Annotated in this window: 17 protein-coding genes; 13 read left to right on the top strand and 4 right to left on the bottom strand. The window is 56.5% G+C overall.

What is annotated here, in order from left to right:
- Positions 1-66 precede the first annotated feature (66 nt).
- The 8 genes from napF to GOV90_RS09985 are packed head-to-tail and all read left to right on the top strand — an operon-like array spanning position 67 to position 6,564.
- The gene (gene napF, locus GOV90_RS10020) at positions 67-582 is read left to right on the top strand and encodes a ferredoxin-type protein NapF (protein ID WP_171094569.1); all 516 of its coding nucleotides are present in this window, start codon (positions 67-69) and stop codon (positions 580-582) included.
- Complete coding sequence (locus tag GOV90_RS10015; protein ID WP_171094567.1) at positions 579-872, top strand: chaperone NapD; 294 nt, start codon at positions 579-581, stop codon at positions 870-872. Before napF ends, GOV90_RS10015 begins: the two co-directional genes overlap by 4 nt.
- Positions 869-3,361 (top strand): nitrate reductase catalytic subunit NapA, encoded by a 2,493-nt coding sequence (napA, locus tag GOV90_RS10010; RefSeq protein WP_171094565.1) that lies wholly within the window; start codon positions 869-871, stop codon positions 3,359-3,361. The genes GOV90_RS10015 and napA overlap by 4 nt, the downstream gene beginning before the upstream one ends.
- Positions 3,362-3,388: 27 nt before the next feature.
- Entirely contained in the window at positions 3,389-4,207 is an 819-nt protein-coding gene (gene napG / locus GOV90_RS10005; RefSeq protein ID WP_171094564.1) for a ferredoxin-type protein NapG, read from the top strand.
- The gene (napH, locus tag GOV90_RS10000) at positions 4,204-5,121 is read left to right on the top strand and encodes a quinol dehydrogenase ferredoxin subunit NapH (RefSeq protein ID WP_171094561.1); all 918 of its coding nucleotides are present in this window, start codon (positions 4,204-4,206) and stop codon (positions 5,119-5,121) included. Before napG ends, napH begins: the two co-directional genes overlap by 4 nt.
- Positions 5,122-5,133: 12 nt before the next feature.
- Complete coding sequence (locus tag GOV90_RS09995; protein WP_171094559.1) at positions 5,134-5,571, top strand: nitrate reductase cytochrome c-type subunit; 438 nt, start codon at positions 5,134-5,136, stop codon at positions 5,569-5,571.
- A 29-nt stretch (positions 5,572-5,600) separates the two neighbouring features.
- Positions 5,601-6,293 (top strand): NapC/NirT family cytochrome c, encoded by a 693-nt coding sequence (locus GOV90_RS09990; protein WP_171094557.1) that lies wholly within the window; start codon positions 5,601-5,603, stop codon positions 6,291-6,293.
- A gap of 13 nt (positions 6,294-6,306) precedes the next feature.
- The gene (locus GOV90_RS09985) at positions 6,307-6,564 is read left to right on the top strand and encodes a hypothetical protein (protein ID WP_171094555.1); all 258 of its coding nucleotides are present in this window, start codon (positions 6,307-6,309) and stop codon (positions 6,562-6,564) included.
- Positions 6,565-6,610: 46 nt separating this feature from the next.
- On the opposite strand, the gene GOV90_RS09980 is transcribed toward GOV90_RS09985, so the two are convergent.
- Positions 6,611-7,657, bottom strand: coding sequence for a glycosyltransferase (locus tag GOV90_RS09980; RefSeq protein WP_171094553.1), 1,047 nt, complete (start codon positions 7,655-7,657; stop codon positions 6,611-6,613).
- 69 nt (positions 7,658-7,726) lie between these two features.
- Positions 7,727-8,425, bottom strand: coding sequence for a class I SAM-dependent methyltransferase (locus GOV90_RS09975; RefSeq protein WP_171094551.1), 699 nt, complete (start codon positions 8,423-8,425; stop codon positions 7,727-7,729).
- Positions 8,426-8,891: 466 nt separating this feature from the next.
- Here GOV90_RS09975 and GOV90_RS09970 point away from each other — a divergent pair, with 466 nt between their 5' ends.
- The 5 genes from GOV90_RS09970 to GOV90_RS09950 are packed head-to-tail and all read left to right on the top strand — an operon-like array spanning position 8,892 to position 17,035.
- Positions 8,892-12,089, top strand: coding sequence for an adenylate/guanylate cyclase domain-containing protein (locus GOV90_RS09970; RefSeq protein WP_171094549.1), 3,198 nt, complete (start codon positions 8,892-8,894; stop codon positions 12,087-12,089).
- 53 nt (positions 12,090-12,142) lie between these two features.
- Positions 12,143-13,027, top strand: coding sequence for an encapsulin (locus GOV90_RS09965; RefSeq protein WP_171094547.1), 885 nt, complete (start codon positions 12,143-12,145; stop codon positions 13,025-13,027).
- 14 nt (positions 13,028-13,041) lie between these two features.
- Complete coding sequence (locus GOV90_RS09960) at positions 13,042-13,866, top strand: DUF3237 domain-containing protein (RefSeq protein ID WP_171094546.1); 825 nt, start codon at positions 13,042-13,044, stop codon at positions 13,864-13,866.
- Positions 13,859-15,961 carry an FAD-dependent oxidoreductase gene (locus GOV90_RS09955; protein ID WP_171094543.1) on the top strand — a complete coding sequence of 701 codons (2,103 nt, stop codon included), beginning with the start codon at positions 13,859-13,861 and terminating at the stop codon, positions 15,959-15,961. Before GOV90_RS09960 ends, GOV90_RS09955 begins: the two co-directional genes overlap by 8 nt.
- Before the next feature lie 3 nt (positions 15,962-15,964).
- Positions 15,965-17,035, top strand: coding sequence for a polyprenyl synthetase family protein (locus GOV90_RS09950; protein ID WP_216602343.1), 1,071 nt, complete (start codon positions 15,965-15,967; stop codon positions 17,033-17,035).
- On the opposite strand, the gene GOV90_RS09945 is transcribed toward GOV90_RS09950, so the two are convergent.
- Together GOV90_RS09945 and GOV90_RS09940 are read right to left on the bottom strand one after the other, a co-directional pair.
- On the bottom strand, positions 17,026-17,496 hold the full coding sequence (locus GOV90_RS09945; RefSeq protein WP_171094542.1) for a hypothetical protein: 471 nt from the start codon (positions 17,494-17,496) through the stop codon (positions 17,026-17,028). The genes GOV90_RS09950 and GOV90_RS09945 overlap by 10 nt on opposite strands.
- A gap of 66 nt (positions 17,497-17,562) precedes the next feature.
- A complete protein-coding gene (locus GOV90_RS09940) occupies positions 17,563-18,342 on the bottom strand; it encodes a carnitinyl-CoA dehydratase (protein ID WP_171094540.1) in 780 nt (259 codons plus the stop codon).
- Positions 18,343-18,344: the final 2 nt, after the last annotated feature.

Raw genomic sequence — 18,344 nt, 5'->3', positions numbered from 1 at the left:
GACCACGATGGGGCGGTTATGAAAACAAACACGCGAACGAAATTATCCAACTTCGAGTCACCAGCAATGAGCCAGATGACGAGTAGACGCGCTTTCCTAAGCGCGCGCATCCTTCGGGAAGATCGCAACGCGATCCGACCGCCGGGCGCTGCCGTGTCGGACTTTGCGGAACTGTGCACACGGTGTGAGGATTGCGCCGAAGCCTGCCCCGAAGACGTCATCACTTTCGACGACAGTGGTTTTCCGGTTCTGGATCTTTCCGCAGGCGGCTGCACCCTGTGTGGTGAATGCGCTGGCGCGTGCCCGACACCGGCGCTTTTGCCCGAGCTTGTCGCCGAGTGGCCTTGGCGCGCGCAGATTGAGGCCGAAAACTGCCTGTCTATGAACGGGGTGAGCTGCCGTTTGTGCCAGGACAATTGCGAGCAAGACGCCATCCGCTTTCGCCTACAACTGGGCGGACGTGCGGAACCTGCGCTTGATACCGAAGTCTGTATCGGTTGCGGCAGCTGTTCCGCCGCATGTCCCGCCGGGGCCATAGCGCTTCACCGTCCCACCCCACAACACCCGGAGGTGACCCAATGAACATCTGTGGCTGTCTCGTCCACATCGCCCCCGATCACACCGACGCCGCGCGCGCGGCCATGACCGGCACCCAAGGCGTCGAGGTTCATGCCGAAGCCGAAGATGGTCGGTTTGTGGTGGTTGTCGAGGATACCGCCGACCGGCTGGCCTCGGAAACCATCATGGATCTGCATCAGATTCCCGGCGTTATCTCACTGTCGCTGACCTATCACCATTTCGAAGATCTCGCGGAGGCATCTCCGCAATCCAATGCCCAAAGCCAACCGACCAGCAGGAGGCCCATGCAATGACTGTTTCTGAATCCCGCCGCACTTTCCTGAAGGCATCTGCCGCTGCCGCAACGGCATCGGCCGCCGGCATTCCCATGGCGGCCGGCCAGGCCAATGCTCAGACCGGTGCACCCGATATTCGCTGGGATAAGGCCGCCTGCCGGTTCTGCGGCACAGGCTGCTCGGTTCTGGTCGGCACAAAAGATGGCCGTGTGGTCGCCACCCAAGGGGACCCGGACGCGCCGGTGAACCGGGGTCTGAACTGTATCAAGGGCTACTTCCTCTCCAAGATCATGTACGGCAAGGATCGCCTGACCACCCCACTGCTGCGCAAAACCAACGGCGAATACGACAAGAACGGTGAATTCGAGCCCGTCAGCTGGGATGAAGCCTTTGATGTCATGGCCGCCAAATGGAAAGAGGCCCTGGCCAAGAAAGGCCCGACCAGCGTCGGCATGTTCGGCTCGGGTCAGTGGACGGTGTGGGAAGGCTATGCCGCCGCCAAGATGATGAAGGCGGGCTTCCGTTCGAACAACATCGACCCCAACGCACGTCACTGCATGGCCTCGGCCGTTGTGGGTTTCATGCGCACATTCGGCATCGATGAGCCGATGGGCTGCTATGACGACCTCGAACACGCGGACACCTTCGTGCTGTGGGGTTCGAACATGGCTGAGATGCACCCGATCCTGTGGTCGCGCCTGACAGATACCCGCCTGACCAAGCCGGGATGCGAGGTGCACGTGCTGTCGACCTTCGAGCATCGCTCGTTCGAATTGGCCGACAATGGCATGGTGTTCGAGCCACAGACAGACCTGGCAATCCTGAATTATATCGCCAACTACATCATTCAGAATGGTGCGGTGAACGAGTATTTCGTGCGAAACCACGTCAATATCACCAAAACCGCAACGGATATCGGCTATGGCCTGCGTGAAACCAATGCGTTGCAGCAGGAAGCCGCGAACCCGAACTCGGGCAAGCTGGAAACCATCAGTTTCGAGGAATACGCCGAGGCTGTCGCGCCCTACACGCTGGAATACACTTCTGAATTGTCGGGCGTCCCTGCCGACAAGCTGGAGAAACTGGCGCAGCAATATGCAGACCCAACCCGCAAGGTCATGAGCCTGTGGACCATGGGCTTCAACCAGCACACACGCGGGTCCTGGGTGAACTCGCTTATGTACAACGTTCACCTGCTGGTGGGTAAGATATCGGAACCCGGAAACTCGCCCTTCTCGCTGACCGGCCAGCCCTCGGCTTGTGGTACCGCGCGCGAGGTCGGCACCTTTGCCCATCGCCTACCCGCCGACATGGTCGTCGCAAATGATGAGCACCGGAAGATTTGCGAGACTGCTTGGAACATCCCGGAAGGGACAATTCCTCCCAAGCCCGGCTTCCACGCCGTGCTGCAGCACCGCAAGCTAAAAGATGGTGAGCTGAACGCTTACTGGGTTCAGTGCAACAACAACATGCAAGCCGCACCCAACATCAACGAAGAAGGTTATCCCGGTTACCGCAACCCGGAAAACTTCATCACCGTGTCTGATCCCTATCCGACAGTTACAGCGGTGTCCGCCGACCTGATCTTGCCCACCGCGATGTGGGTCGAGAAGGAAGGCGCGTATGGCAATGCAGAACGCCGCACACAGTTCTGGCGGCAACAAGTACCAGCACCGGGTGAGGCCAAATCAGACCTGTGGCAGTTGATGGAGTTTTCGAAACGCTTCACCGTCGAAGAGGTTTGGGGCGAAGAGCTGTTGGCCAAGATGCCCGAACATCGCGGCAAGACCATGTATGACGTGCTGTTCGCCAATGGCAAGGTTGACCAATTCCCGCTGTCCGAAACCGCGGAAGGCTTCGACAACGACGATGCCGAGCATTTCGGTTACTACGTCCAGAAAGGCTTGTTCGAGGAATATGCCGATTTCGGACGTGGCCACGCGCACGATTTGGCTCCGTTCGACATGTACCATCAGGCGCGCGGCATGCGTTGGCCGGTCGTGGACGGTAAGGAAACGCTCTATCGCTTCCGCGAAGGCTATGACCCCTACGTACCCGAAGGCGCGGATGTGAAGTTCTACGGTCACAAAGACGGCAAGGCCAAGATCATCTTTGCACCGTACGAACCTGCCGCCGAAGTGCCCGACGAGGAGTACGATCTGTGGCTGTCAACGGGCCGCGTTCTGGAGCACTGGCACTCGGGCTCGATGACACGCCGGGTTCCTGAACTGCACCGCGCTTATCCGTCGGCTGTGGTGTATATGCACCCCGAAGACGCCAAGGATCGCGGTTTGCGCCGTGGGCAAGAAATTGTTCTGTCTACCCGCCGAGGCGAGGTCACCAGCCGCGTTGAAACACGGGGTCGGAACAAAGTGCCGCGTGGTCTGGTCTTCATGCCCTGGTTCGATGAACACCAGCTGACCAACAAGCTGACGCTGGACGCGACCTGCCCGCTGTCGAAAGAGACCGACTTCAAGAAGTGCGCCTGCAAGGTCGAACGTGCGTAACCAGCAAGGATTGTGCGGGTAACTCCTATGCCTCTTGTCGACACACCCCTTTCGCCGCAACGGCGCCGGTTCCTGCAGGAATCGGCCCGCGCAGCGGGCGGCTGCGTTGTCGCCGGGTCGGTGCTGGCCTATCTGGCCCGCGACGCCCGCGCGCTGCCAGCCGAGGCTTTGCGCCCGCCCGGCGCATTGCCGGAAAAGGAGTTTCTGTCGGCCTGCATTCGCTGCGGTCTGTGTGTGCGGGATTGCCCCTACGACACCCTGAAACTGGCCGAGCTTGGATCGGATGAGGTAGCAACCGGAACGCCGTTTTTCACCGCGCGGGATATTCCCTGCGAAATGTGCGACGACATTCCTTGTGTGGCCGCATGTCCAACAGGGGCATTGGACCCCGGGCTGGACGATATCGACGATGCAAAAATGGGCGTCGCGGTGCTGGTCGATCAAGAGAACTGCCTGAACTTCCTCGGCCTACGTTGCGATGTCTGTTACCGCGTTTGTCCGGTGATTGATGAAGCGATCACGCTCGAGACCGAGCATAATACTCGATCCGGTCATCACGCGCTGTTCATTCCAACCGTTCATTCCGATCGCTGCACAGGCTGCGGCATGTGCGAGAAAAGCTGCGTTCTACCCGAAGCCGCCATAAAGGTTCTGCCGGCACGGCTGGCGCGTGGTCGTTCGGCAGAACACTACCGCAAAGGCTGGGAAGAAAAGGCCGCCAAGGGCGCGCCGGTGGTCGAAGGGATCATCGATCTGCCCGACCGCTTGCCAGGACCCGGTACCGACAACTTGGTCGCTCCGGGCGGGTTTGCACCCGGCTATGATTTGCCCGGGGTCGGGCAATGAGTACCCGTACACATATGCCTGTCGGTCAGGAGGCTGTCGACAGCAAAGGCTGGATCGGCGCACATCGCTATCTGTTATTGCGCCGCGCAAGTCAGCTGTTCTTTCTGATCCTATTTCTGCTGGGCCCATGGTTTGGCATCTGGATCGTGGAAGGAAACCTGGCGGGATCACTGACGCTGGGCGTGTTACCTCTGACTGACCCATTCATCCTGTTACAAAGCTTCATTGCGGGTCATTGGCCCGAGATGACTGCGTTGATTGGCGGGCTGATCGTCCTGGCCATTTATGCGCTGATTGGTGGCAGGGTTTATTGTTCCTGGGTCTGCCCTATCAACCCTGTCACCGATGCCGCGAACTGGCTGCATCGAAAGCTGGACCTGCCCAAAGGTTGGCAGCCCAAGCGCAGTTCGCGCCTGTGGGTTCTGGCAACTGTCCTGCTTGTGTCGGGCCTGAGCGGTGTGATCGCGTGGGAGCTGGTAAACCCAATCACCATGCTCCATCGCGGGCTGGTTTTCGGCATGGGCTTTGTTTGGGCCATGATTGCCGCAATCTTTATCTTTGACGTGATTGTCTCACGTCATGGCTGGTGTGGTCATCTGTGCCCAGTCGGTGCGTTCTATGGCCTGATTGGGTCAAAAAGCCTGCTACGTGTCAGCGCCACCAATCGCGCCGCCTGTGATGACTGCATGGATTGCTATGCAGTCTGTCCGGAAAATCAGGTGATCTCACCCGCGCTGAAGGGCAAGCCCGGAAGTACGCCAGTAATCCTATCGCCCGACTGCACAAACTGCGGACGCTGCATCGATGTCTGCGCAGTCGACGTCTTTAACTTTACTCACCGGTTCGACGACCACCTCGTCCAACCTTCCGATCCAGTTGCCGCGCCCGAGACGCGCGCTGCCAGACCTATCTAGGGGAGTGCCAAGATGAAAAGATCAATCGTTACAGGCGGAATTGCCCTTCTACCCGTATTGTTGCTAAGCGGATGGGCCCTTGCCCAATCCGCTCAGGTCGAAACCCTGCGAGGTGCGGAAGTCGATGAGCCAATCCCGCTGGATCAAATACACAAAACTGTGGAAGGGCGCATGCAGCGCAACTATCGTCAGCAGCCGCCTTTGATTCCGCATTCGATCGAGCAATATCAGATCGACGTGCGCACCAATCAATGCCTGTCCTGCCATGACTGGTCCAAGGCGGGTGAGCGTAACGCTCCTACACTTTCAATGACCCATTATCTGGATCGCGAAGGGCGCGAATTGGATCGCATCGCCGGGACCCGTTACTTCTGCAACCAATGCCACGTCCCACAAGCTGACGCGCCACCGCTGGTCGAAAACGTGTTCCAGCCCTCCACCGGCAACTGATCCAAAGCAAGACTGAAAGGAGCACCAACATGGCAGACTCCCCTGAAAAACGCGGCATGCTGGGTCGCCTGTGGAACGCGATATGGACACCGGCAGTGATGTTCAGCTCGGGTTTTCTGATCCTGGCCGGCTTTCTGGCCGGTATCCTGTTCTGGGGTGGATTTCACTGGACGCTGGAACTGACCAACACTGAAGAGTTCTGTGTCTCGTGCCACACGATGGAAACCAACCTGGGCGAGTACCGCGAAACGATCCACTACAACAACCACTCTGGTGTGCGTGCGATCTGTTCCGATTGCCACGTTCCCGATGAGTGGAACCACAAGATCAAGGCCAAGATCATGGCCGTGAAAGACGTTTATCACGAGCTGGCTGGCACCATCAGCACGCCCGAGAAATACGAGGATCACCGTCTGGCAATGGCCTCCGCCGTGTGGAAAAAGATGAAGGCATCCGACAGCCGCGAATGCCGGAACTGTCACAACTTCGACTATATGGACTTTACTATTCAGGAAACCCGCGCCGCATCAGAACACCAGCGCGCTATTGATACCGGCATGACCTGCATCGATTGCCACCAGGGCATCGCGCACAGCCTGCCGCCGAACTACCTGGAAACATATGAGAATGTGACAGCGGGACTTGAAGGCGAAGTTCTGGAAGAACATGCGAATGCGTCGGGTGACGATATCCGCGACTTCCTGGACAACAGCTCGAATTGATGGGGGAGCGGAGATGCTAGAGATACTGGGAACCATTGGCGGCAACATCTTGAGCCTGCCCGGCATTCTGGGGCTGGCCCTTGGTATGATGACCCGCAAGTTGTGGCTTGGGGCGACATTGGGCGGTGCGGTTGGTGTGTTTGAAACGCTGGTTTTTGCTGGATTTCAATTCGCGCACGTCGAAGCGTTGGAACTGATGATCGCTATTGTGGTTGGCCTCTGCGCAGGCAGTTTGGGCACAGCCATTCGTCTCAAGGGAGCTACCGCCTGACATTGGTCCGGTTCCGCCCTCCTGGCGGGACCGACGCACGCAAGGTTCAATCAGGCTTCAATGCAAAGAAGTTAAACAGGTCAGGAAACGGAAAATCCTGCCTGTCGGTATCTGCCCCAAAAGCAAGAATGCCGGATTGGCGATCCGCAAAAGTACCGTCTGAAAAGTAGGGCAAGCTTTTGTCGTATCTGGACAGGGTGTTTCCTGAAATGCCGTGCGTCCTTTTCATGTAGTGCGTCAGGCGTTTCTTCGGATAATTCTCGACCGTCATCGCATTATGTACATCTTCAAGTCCGAAATGCTTTAGAAAGGCCAAAAGGGACAGGGTATAGATCTCTTCTATTTCTCGGGTCGTGTTAGCCCAGGGTTTGACCGGTCCTGTAAAATGAACATAACGAGGGTTCAGTAAGGCTATGATCTTGCCCGGCAGGTATGAGTGCTGCCAATTCCACGATGGTGACAACTCCAGCCAGTTTCCGTCCACAGCAATGTTCAGTGCGCTTTGATCGGCCAAAGGCAAAGGATCAGACGCATCTGTTAACGCTTCAAGCGCCTTTTCAAAGGTGTTTTCCGCGATCAAAGCCCTGCTGTTGACGAACAGCATACCGGCATTGAAGTACTTTTGCTGCGCGCCTGCAGGTAACACGTTGAAATCCGCATTTTTCCAGAACCTACCCTGCGTCCAGCGTGTGTTATCGGCCACGGCCGCAATGGGCTGTTCGAAACCCTTCAACCGCATCAGATCAGCCGGCGACCCCCAGCGCTGCACGATGTCGTTATCGAGATACAGCACAAATTCGTGCAATTGAGACAGATCGCCCAGTGCTTTCAGCCTGAGCAAAGTCGCCTTGGACACATAACCATGCGATTTGAATTTTTCGGGTGGGACAATGTCGTCCAGACAATAGACGATCCTGAAATATCTAGAAAACAGGGCGTCCAACCGCGGATCGACCTGAGCCGAGACATAAAGGTAATGCTGAATCTCGTTGGTCGTGTCGAGCAAGATAGATCGCACCAACGCATAGGCCGCCTGCCAAATCTGGTTTTCGTCCGTGCACAGCACCACGGCCATTTTTTTATCGCTGGTCATCGGGAACAATCCCGTGGGCCACAACTTAAACGCACAATCGGGCCGGACACTACAGCGAACGGTGGGATATCAATCATACTGGCCAAGAACTTTTTGCATCGCCAGGATTTTGGGAGCACCGCGTCGCTTGAACCTGTCAGGGAAGACGAACGCAAACCCAATTTCACCCGCAAGGGCGTTCAGGTCGCGCTCGATCTCCTGATCCGAGTGCGCAAACCTGCGGGTGCGTTGGAAGTCATGGAATAGATCTCCCGTCTTGGGAAAATCCGGGTTTTCAAACGTGCCCGGTTGCCAGTGGAGGTCCTCGATAATGTAAATCCCGCCATCCTTGAGTTTTGGCCACATCTCCAATAGCGCGAATTGCTGATGATGCGAGGCGTGCGAAGCGTCGTCGATGATCACGTCAAAGGGCTGTTCAAACTGAGCGGCCGCAGCTTGGATGTTTTCACGTTTGTCCATATCGCATTGGACGAAATCAAACCTAGGCCCTCTGCGCCAGGAAAAATCCGAAATATCCAGACCCGTGACATGAGCATGTTCAAAATACTCCAGCCACATATCGACCGATGGAACGCGATCCGTTTGGCGGTCTGCCTGTCTTCCACGCACCTCTGGGCCACCACGCAACAACCCCATTTCCAAAAGCCGAATTGGTTTATCCCGAAGCGGGTGAAACAGAAGCTCGTATAGCCGTGTGTAACCATGAGCCAGATCTGTCAGCCCTTTGTCAGTACCGTGTTTTTTGGCCAGTTGGGTGAGATTGGGCATTTTGGGGCCGCGCTCCGTGAATTCAGACTTGCGATCATCCCTACCGCATTGAGCGAGGGTTATGAAATTGTCAATTGGCGAAACTGCTGGTTTTGAACGCAATAAAGGTGGATCATCAACAGCGACGGGTAGAGCGCGCATGCAGCCTTCTTTCCGTGCAATCAGGCAGGATGAGTTCATTTCTTAATCTGAACCCTTTTGGGAAGCCAAGAAGTTAAAACTGGATAGAAGAAAGTGATATGAACCTCGAAAGATCACATTGAAACTTAAATTCAGGGTTTCTATGCAAAGCAAACCAAAGAGTATTGAAATCTCAAAAGGAATTCTTCAAACAAGGTAACACGTTAACGAATGCACCCTCGCGTAAGATGGATTCCATAAAAATTCCTCTCTATTTTTGCCTATACAAATACAATATATACGTGTGGAGCGATGAGGGGAAAAATATGAGCAGGATCGCAGAACAATGACGCGGGTCCTTGAGGCAAAACGTATATCCAAAATACTTAATCTGGCTGGCCTGAAGGATCATCTTTCGATGTTCCGGCAAGAAGGTGTCGACGACCTGCTTCTGGACGAATTGACAGACCCGGAACTGCGCGACCTTGGGTTAAGTGTTGGGGAAAGAAAACGGTTTCGCAAAGCGCAAGCGGAACTAAGAAGCAAAGACACTTCGAATAATGATGGTGTTCGGTCCGAGGCTGAACGCAGGCAACTGACGCTGGTGTTTTGTGATCTCGTAGGTTCCACCCAGCTGGCCCAGCGGTACGACCCCGAAGACCTGATGCAGATTATGAACCTGTATCTGGACACGGCGATCGGCACATTGAAACAGCATGGCTGTCATTTGGCCTATCGTCAGGGCGATGGAATCATGGTGTATTTTGGTTACCCCAAAGCCATGGAAGATGATGCAGAACGCGCCGTGCGTGCAGTTCTGGAGACGATCGAGGCAGTTCAGAACCTCGAGAATAAGTTCGGCGAAAAGCTGAATCTGCGTGCAGGAATCGCAACCGGCATGGTTGTTGTTGGGGTGGTATCCTCGAAAAGTCTGGGGTCAGAGGAATTCCTGGTCGGCGAGACCGCGAATCTGGCGTCCCGGCTACAAGGTTTGGCCGAACCCGGCGAGGTAATTGTATCCTCAGAAACCATGCGCCTTACGCAAGGCACATTCGAGTTCGAACCGCGTGGCAGCCACGATCTTAAAGGCTTCGAAAATCAGCGCAAAGTTTATTGCGTGTTAAAGGAAACTGTATCCACCAGCCGTTTTGACGCCCGAACAGGGCGAACTGCTGTCAAGCTTGTAGCCCGGAACGACGATCTGTCGGCTCTGAGGCAGCTCTGGTCTGAAGTACAGGACGGGTCAGGCCGAATGGCCCTTGTCGGCGGCGCAGCGGGCATAGGCAAGTCGCGGCTTATCAGGTCGTTGTCGGAATCAATTGGAGTCAGGCCCCTGACACTGCAGTGCACACCGCATTTGGCCAGCCTTCCTTTGCACCCCGTGGTCAGTGAACTGAGGCGTGTGTCTGGGGACCAGACGGACGACAATATCAAAGCTGCAATATCTGGTTTTGTTCAGTCCGCCCCTCGAATCAACGAAACAGACTTGCCTGTCCTGTTGGATTTGGCAGGCATCGACTCGGGTGCACCTGTCGAACCGGATCCTCTCAAAAAAGCACGCAAATCCATGGACGTGCTGCTGCGCAGCCTCGGCAGCATTTGCGACAGGCGTGGCACGTTGCTGTTGGTGGTCGAGGACATACACTGGGCCGATGCAACCACTCTGGATCTGCTGGACGCGCTTGCGAACAATCTGGTTGGCTTCCCGGTTCTAATGGTTCTGTCTCATCGACCTGAATACGAACCGCCCGAGCATTTTCAGGACAAGGCGACAAGCGTTGATCTATCACCGCTGGCACGCACCGAAGCGTCCGAACTGGTTCGCCGCGTGGCCGAACCCTATAGCCTGCCGGTTATTCTGATCCGTCAGATCATCGAAAAAGCGGACGGGGTGCCTCTGTATATCGAAGAAATGACCAAAGCAGTTCTGGACCAATTGCCCGATGACGCACCGATCAATGCAAAGGTTCTGGACGCACTCAGCGTGCCATCCACCCTTCAGGATTCGTTGATGTCGCGCCTTGACCGGATGGAAAACGCCAAACCAGTTGCGCAGCTGGGTTCCGTCATTGGGCGTAGCTTTTCCGCCCATATGATCAAGGCGGTCGCGCAGGCTGACATGGATGTCGACCGCGCCTTGCTGCAATTGATTGCGGCCGGTGTTTTGTTGGCCACCAGCGATGAAGGATCGGCCACCTATACGTTCAACCATGCACTGGTTCAGGACACAGCCTATAACTCGTTGCTGCGGGAAGACCGACAGAAACTGCATCTGAAAATTGCCAAAGCCCTGCTGGATGGGAATAAGGCCTTTGGCAGCCCTGCCCCTGACACCATCGCGCATCACTGCGATTTGGGAGGGCTAAAGAACGAGGCCGTCACCCACTGGTTCACGGCTGGAGAACTGGCCCTGTCCCGACTGGCAAACCTTCCTGCGATATCGGCGTTTCGGGCGGCACTGCGTAATCTCGGAACAATGCCCGCCACTGACGAACGAGATGGATTCGAATTGCGGGTTCAGATGAACATTCTACCCGCCTATATGGCGATTTATGGCTGGTCTGCGGATCAGGTCGGGGAAACAGCCGCCCGTGCGATGGAACTTGCCCAGGCTCTGGGCGATGGAGAGACGCTTTTTGCGGCTACCTTCTGTCGCTGGACCAACTTCTTTGTCGGCGGTCAAATGAACCATGCCATGGAGATGGGACAAGCGCTAAATGCAATGGCCGGAATGACCGAAGATCCGGTCGCCAACGTTCTGACGGCCCGAGCCCTTAGCTTTACTCACTACTTCCGGGGTGAATTCGCCGATTGTGAACACCAGCTCGACCGCGCCTTTGCCGTCATCACGCCCGAACTTGATATGGCGATGATGCCGATGACGCAGTCCTCGACCTTGGCCTCATTGCTGGCCATCCAGGGGTGCCTGTTGTGGCAGCAAGGCAAGTTCGACGACGCCGAAGCCGCACGCCTTCAGTCTATCGAGGTAAGCAAAGCGCTGAACCATGCGCCTAACCTTGTCTATATTATGGGGGCTTGTTGTATGTTCCTGCCCTATGCGGGTGAATGGGACAGAATGGACGCCACAATGAAGGAAGCCCGCAAAATCGCGGATGAAGAAGGGTTCCTGTATCTGCATGCCATGCAGGACATCTATATGGGCCTTGCACAGGCCGGAAAAGGTAACCTTGCTGGCGTTCAGGAACAAATCGAAGCGCGTATGAACCTGATCTCCAAATCGGGCGGTAACTTCACATTCCCGCAGAATCAGATCGTGCTGTCGGAAATCATGATCGACCATGGTGACATCGATAAAGCTCTGTACCGTCTTGAGGCGGTCTGCACCCCGGGCTGGGAACGCGGAGAAACGCTGAACAAACCGGAATATCACCGAGTGCGAGCCAAAGCCTTTGCCGCACGCGGAGAATTAGGCGCCGCCCGGGATGAAGCAGAATTGGCGCTAAAGCTGGCCAGCAGTATCGGCGCTGTTGTCCAGGAAGATCGCGCCAAGCGACTTCTGGATCGACTGAACGAAGCAAATTGAACAAAAACCAAGTGCCTCACCGATGAAGGCAGCACAACCAAGAGGGATTTGAAATGACCGACGCATTGGACTGGGGCGACGACCAGTGGAACGCTGTAAACAAAGCCGTCCATGATGAAGCGCTGCGTGCTCGGGTGGCCGCAAGTTTTCTGCCACTGTACGGGCCGTTGCCGGCTGACACGCAATCTGTCCCGCTGAATCGGCTTGAGTTGATCGACAACGAAAACGGCACCGCAAAACGTCTTGGTGTGAACGACTTTGACACCACGCGCCTGACCACAGTTTCAGTAAACGTCTACTTGAAAAGTGCGCAAATGGCCGACCCCGAATTGTCGGCAGCAATGATCATGTTCCGCCGTGCTGCCGCAATTGTGGCCCGGGTCGAAGATGACATCATTTTCAACGGTCAACCCGGTACAGGAGAAGGTCCCAAACCAGCCACTGGCGCGCCAGCCTCGTTGCCGCCGATTTACACCGTCACCGGAGGTGGTAAATATGAAGGCTTACTGGAAGCAGGCGAGAAGTCTTCTGGGTCGTCGTCTTCCAAGAAGAAAACCTGCACCGGACCCGAAGTGTTCGAAGCCGTGGTTGCGGGTATCAACGAATTGGAATCGCGCGGGTATCTGGGCCCATACGCTTGTGTGATGGGCAATGGCCTGTTCCAGGCTGTTACAACGCCGATGGACAACTCGATGGTCCTGCCACGCGACAGCATTCTGCCGTTTCTGGATGGTCCATTGCTGCGTTCGGGTACATTACCGGCAAACAAAGCGGCGCTTGTGTCACTGCAAGGGGCGCCGGTTGAAATCGTTGTGCCATCCGAAATCTCGGTCAAGTATCTGCAAACGTCGGCCGAAGGCGAGCATGTCTTCCGCGTGCAACAAAAATTCCGCCTGCGGATCAAGGAAGAACAGGCAATCCACACCCTCATCTGCTGACCGAGGATTTGGTCGTGCGCGAGTTTACAGACCGCGGTGTCACCCTGCGCTGGTCAGAAACGATCAGTGCGGCAGGAGACAAGCGTGCCTTGATCGAGGCCGGACCATCCGTATCGCCTCATGACACGGTGCGGCTGATCTGTTCGCAAGCTGGCGGCCCCGAGCGGGCCATTCGCGGCTGGCCTCTGCACCGCGATCCCAAAACAGGTCTTCAGCACTTTGCGGCCACCTTGCCATCGGTGATGCAGGGCAAGTCGCTCAACTGGCGTCCGGTTTTGACGTCCGGGGGCCGCGAATATGACCCGGGACCTGACACGGCTCCGAGTGCGGCACCTGCGCAACAGCCAAAGCCAGCGCAGCAGTCACCGGTTCTGGAGCATATCGCCAAATTCACTGTGCCCTTCACCGGCGACTTTCATATCTCGGGCGAGACACCAGACGGTATCTGGCTGCATTTTGCGATCAAAGAAGGCGGAACAGTCGAAGGCCCGCACCTGAAAGGGGTGATCGAGCCGGTTGGCGGCGATTGGATGCGCGTGCGCCCTGACGGCGTGGGGCTGCTACATGCCAGAGCGTTGATCAAGCCAACCGAAGGGGGTGCGCCAATCCTGTTTGAAGATACCGGCGTGTGTGAATTTGGTCCCGACGGTTACGCCGCAGTGTTGAAGGGTAACCTGCCCGCCACGGCCCCTGTGCGGCTCGCGCCGCGTTACCTGACATCGAACCCGAATTATAGCTGGATGAACCGGGTGCAGGGTTTTGGCATCGGCGAAGCCAGCCTGTCGGACATCACCTTGCGCTTTGACGTCTATTCCGCGAAAGGAACATCAGATGGCTGAAAAAGTTGTCATTCTTGGCGGTGGCGTGGCCGGCATGAGCGCCGCGCACGAACTGATTGAACGCGGGTTCGAGGTTGAGATCCACGAACGTCAAATGATCCCCGGCGGCAAGGCACGCAGCATTCCGGTGATGAAGGGTGAAGGCGATCACGGCTCGAAGGCGAAGCACATCAAGGCGCTGGAAAAATGGGCCGAGATGGACGGGGCCAGCTATCCTCCCGGCGTAAAACGCCCATGGTTGCCCGGCGAGCACGGGTTCCGGTTCTTCCCAAACTTCTATCGGCACATCACCGACACGATGGCCCGTACGCCTTATTACGACAAAGGCACGTGCTTTGATAATCTGGTACCGACCACTCAGGTTCTGGTCAGTCAGTTCGACAAGCCCGGCATTATTGTGCCCGAGCGATTTCCTCGCACCCTCAAAGACGTGGCAGATGCGTTCAAGACAATTGCCTTTGCGCTCTCGCCACGGGACCAGATCGCATATGAGGATGTCGAGCACTTCGTTGCCTGCATGTGGCGGATAGCGACATCCTGCAAGGAACGCCGGTTCGACGAATACGAACGGATCGGATGGTGGGATTTCATCGGGGCGGAAGACCGCTCGGAAGCATATCAAAAGTTCCTTGCCATTGGCCTGACCCGGTCTTTGGTGGCCGCCAAAGCCACAACTGCCAGCACCAAGACCGTGGGCGACATTGCTGTACAGTTGCAGTTGGGCATCGCCACCCCCGAACCGCAGTGCAACAGGTTGCTGAATGGGCCCACAAACCTTGTCTGGATTCAACCCTGGCTGGATTATCTCAAAAGCAAAGGGGTCGTTTACAAATTTGACTCCAAGGTGACTGGCATCGAATGCCAAAACGGGCGGATCACCGGTGCGACGGTCGAACAGGATGGCAATGAGCAGAAAGTCACTGGCGACTGGTTCGTCAGCGCCATGCCGATCGAACGTATCGCGCCACTTCTGACGCCCGAGATGATGGCGGCCGATCCGGCGCTTGCCAAACTGCCGCTTCTTGCGAACGACGTGCAGTGGATGAACGGCATTCAGTTTTATTTGACCAAAGAGGTCACGCTGACCAACGGCCACGTCATCTTCATTGATAGCCCGTGGGCTTTGACCGCCGTGTCGCAAAAACAGTTCTGGCCGGGGATCAACTTTGACAACTGGGCTGAAGGCAAAACCAAGGGTCTGCTTTCAATTGACATTTCGGAATGGGACAAGCCGGGTCTAAACGGCAAGACCGCGCGCAATTGCACCCGGGAAGAGATTGCAAAAGAGGTTTGGGAGCAGCTCAAGCGCAGCCTCAATGTGGATGGCGCGACTGTGCTGCGGGATGAGGATATGCATTATTGGTTCCTCGACCCCGACATCGTGCAGGACCCCGAAGATCCCAAACGACAAAGCAATGTGGAACCTCTGCTGGTCAACCGCATCAACAGTTGGCGGCTGCGGCCAGATGCGGCCACATTGATCCCGAACTTCTTTCTGGCCTCCGATTATGTGCGCACCTTCACTGACCTTGCCACAATGGAAGGAGCGAATGAGGCCGCGCGCCGGGCGGTCAACGCGATCCTGCAACGCAGCGGGTCGGATGCCGAGCCCTGCCAGATCTGGGACCTGCACGAGCCTGATATACTGAAACCGCTGCGCGCCTATGACTACGCGCGTTATCAAGCGGGTCTGCCTTGGGACAACAGGTTCGCGGTTGCGGTTGAGGCTGCACTCAAAATGGGTCAGGACACGACAGGGGTTGATCGCGGCGGCGACGGACCTTTGGCGGTCATTGGGGAACCGACTGCTGAATACTCCAAGCCCGGCGGGATCATCGAAGACCCGGCCATCGCCGAAGCGCTGCGCATGATTTGCCCGCCTAAAGAACTGTTTGATCTGATGGCCAGCTATGAGCCCACCGCTGATCTTCCGATCCCCGGAGATGAGGTGGCCGAAGATCTAGCCTATGATCTCGGACGCGACAGCGGTCAGTCTGATGTTCTGTCCAGGGCTCTGCCAATGACGGATGCCCCCTTCGCTTCTGACCGTGCACAGAACAGCAAACCCCGCGTGATCATCACGCAGAAGGGTTAACCATTGAAACCCGGAACCGCGCATCTGGACCCTGCGGCACAGCAGGAGTTTCTGAAACAGCTGACCTCTTACGGGGATCGCGCGCGTGAAACTCTGTTGGGACTTTTGCCAACGGGTGAGCCCCAGGCTTATCTGTATGGTCCGATACGGGATTATATCGAAACATCAGGCAAAGGACTGCGGCCCGCGCTATTGCTGGCCACCTGCGAAGCCTTTGGCGGCAACACCGAGGAAGCACGGGTGTTCGCAGCTGTGCTGGAGCTTTTGCACAATGCCTTTCTGATCCACGACGATATCGAAGATCAAAGCGATTTCAGGCGTGGGCGGGCATGTATGCACCAGCGGCTTGGTGTCCCTTTGGCCATAAATACAGGCGACGGGATGCAAGCGCTGGCCCTGCGGTTGTTGCGGCAAAATCTGGGTTCGCTCGGGCTGGAAACCGGAATGCGCGTCGTCGATGAGTTCGACCATCTGCTGCAGCAATCCATTGAAGGTCAGGCGTTGGAGCTGGGTTGGATACGGGACAATCGGCTGAATGTGGACGCCTCGGACTATTTACGGATGTGTCTGAAAAAGACTTGTTGGTACAGTTTCATTCACCCCATGCGGATCGGGGCATTGATTGCGCGGCCGCAGGATGTAGCGTCTGGCGCGTTAAATCTGGATGATTTCAACGCGTTCGGCTTTTTTCTGGGCGCAGCGTTTCAAATTCAGGACGATGTTCTGAACCTTGTTGGTTCGCAGGACAAATATGGCAAGGAAATTGGCGGCGACATCTATGAGGGCAAGCGCACGCTGATGTTGGGTCAGCTTGGCCTGCACGCCGATGAACCGGAACAGAAGCGATTGACCGAGATGCTGTCAAACCCGCGTGAAAACCGGTCAAATCAGGATGTTGAATGGGTGCTTGAGCGTATGGGCCATTATGGCAGCATCCGATTTGCGCAAGATGCGGCCAACGATCTGCTTGCATCTGCCCGTCAGGAATTTGCGCAGGTATTTGCAGGCACCCAAGACGCCCCGCGTGCATTTCTGGTGCAGTTCATGGATTACCTCGTGACCCGTCAGGTCTGAGCACCCGTAACCTCAAACACTACAACGATCGAAGTATGCTCGGTCCCGGTGCAGGCAATCCGGCCATGGTAAGCGCCCGGTTCTGTCAAATCCGGCACGGTGACTACAATCGCTACATCTGTGGTCTCTCCGGCAGCCAGTCGGATCTGGGATGGAACAACGTTGACGCGGTTTGCAGGCAGAATATCCCCATTCGGATTGGTCAGATCACCGGGTTCGAACTGCATTTCAACCGGCTCGTCACCTTCAGCCGCAGCAAAGGACAACAAGATTGTAGCCGTACCGCCAGGGTGGCAGATCTTGCGACAGGTAAAAGGCCCTTCGAGGTGTTTTTGGTTGCCGCGCTCTGTCTCAAGCACGCGGCGCGCGATATCCGAAATCGGTTGCGCGTCCGGTTGTGGCGCAACAGAGCTAATTACGCGTGACGGGTTTTCGTAGGGTTTACGCTCGAAGTAAGGCATAACTTAATGTGCACCCGCAGCGTGGATCAGTAAATGGAAAATCCACCTACTGATCGCCGGGTTTGTTTATTTCCCTTTCCAAACCGGATCGCGTTTTTCGGCAAAGGCGCGGGCACCTTCCAGTTGATCTTCACTGGCATAGAGTACGTCCACAGTGCGCAGCTGACGTTTGGTGATGTGGTTCATCGCATCCTGGAATTTGGTATCCTCGGCGTCGCGCACGATCTCCTTGATTGCCGCATAAACCAGAGGCGGCCCCGAGGCCAGAAGGCGGGCAAGTTCCCAGGCACGGTCCATGAGTTGATCGGCAGCGACGATCTCATTCACCAGCCCCCAACGATTGGCTTCTTCCGCATCGAACCAACGCCCGGTCAGCAGCAGTTCCATGGCAATGTGGTATGGAATGCGTTTGGGCAGCTTGACGCTGGCAGCATCTGCCACAGTGCCCGAGCGGATTTCCGGCAGGGCAAAAGTGGCGTGATCAGCGGCAAGGATCATGTCCGCTGAAAGGGCAAGCTCAAGCCCGCCCCCACAGGCGATGCCGTTCACGGCTGCGATCACGGGCTTGTTCAGGTCGCGCAGTTCTTGCAGACCTCCAAACCCGCCAACACCATAATCTCCGTCCACCGCGTCACCATCGGCGGCAGCTTTCAGGTCCCAGCCCGGGCAAAAGAATTTATCGCCCGCGCCGGTCAGAATGGCTACGCGAAGCTCTGGGTCGTCGCGAAATGCGGCAAAGACCTCGCCCATGATTCTGCTGGTGGCAAGGTCAATGGCATTGGCCTTGGGGCGGTCCAGCGTCACCTCGAGGATCGTTCCGTCGCGGCGGGTTTTGATTGGGTCCATTT

This window comes from Ruegeria sp. HKCCA5929, assembly GCF_013034525.1.
Classification (GTDB): domain Bacteria; phylum Pseudomonadota; class Alphaproteobacteria; order Rhodobacterales; family Rhodobacteraceae; genus Ruegeria.
The sequence above is the reverse complement of the archived record's forward strand: the minus strand, read 5'-3'. Positions and strand labels throughout refer to the sequence as shown.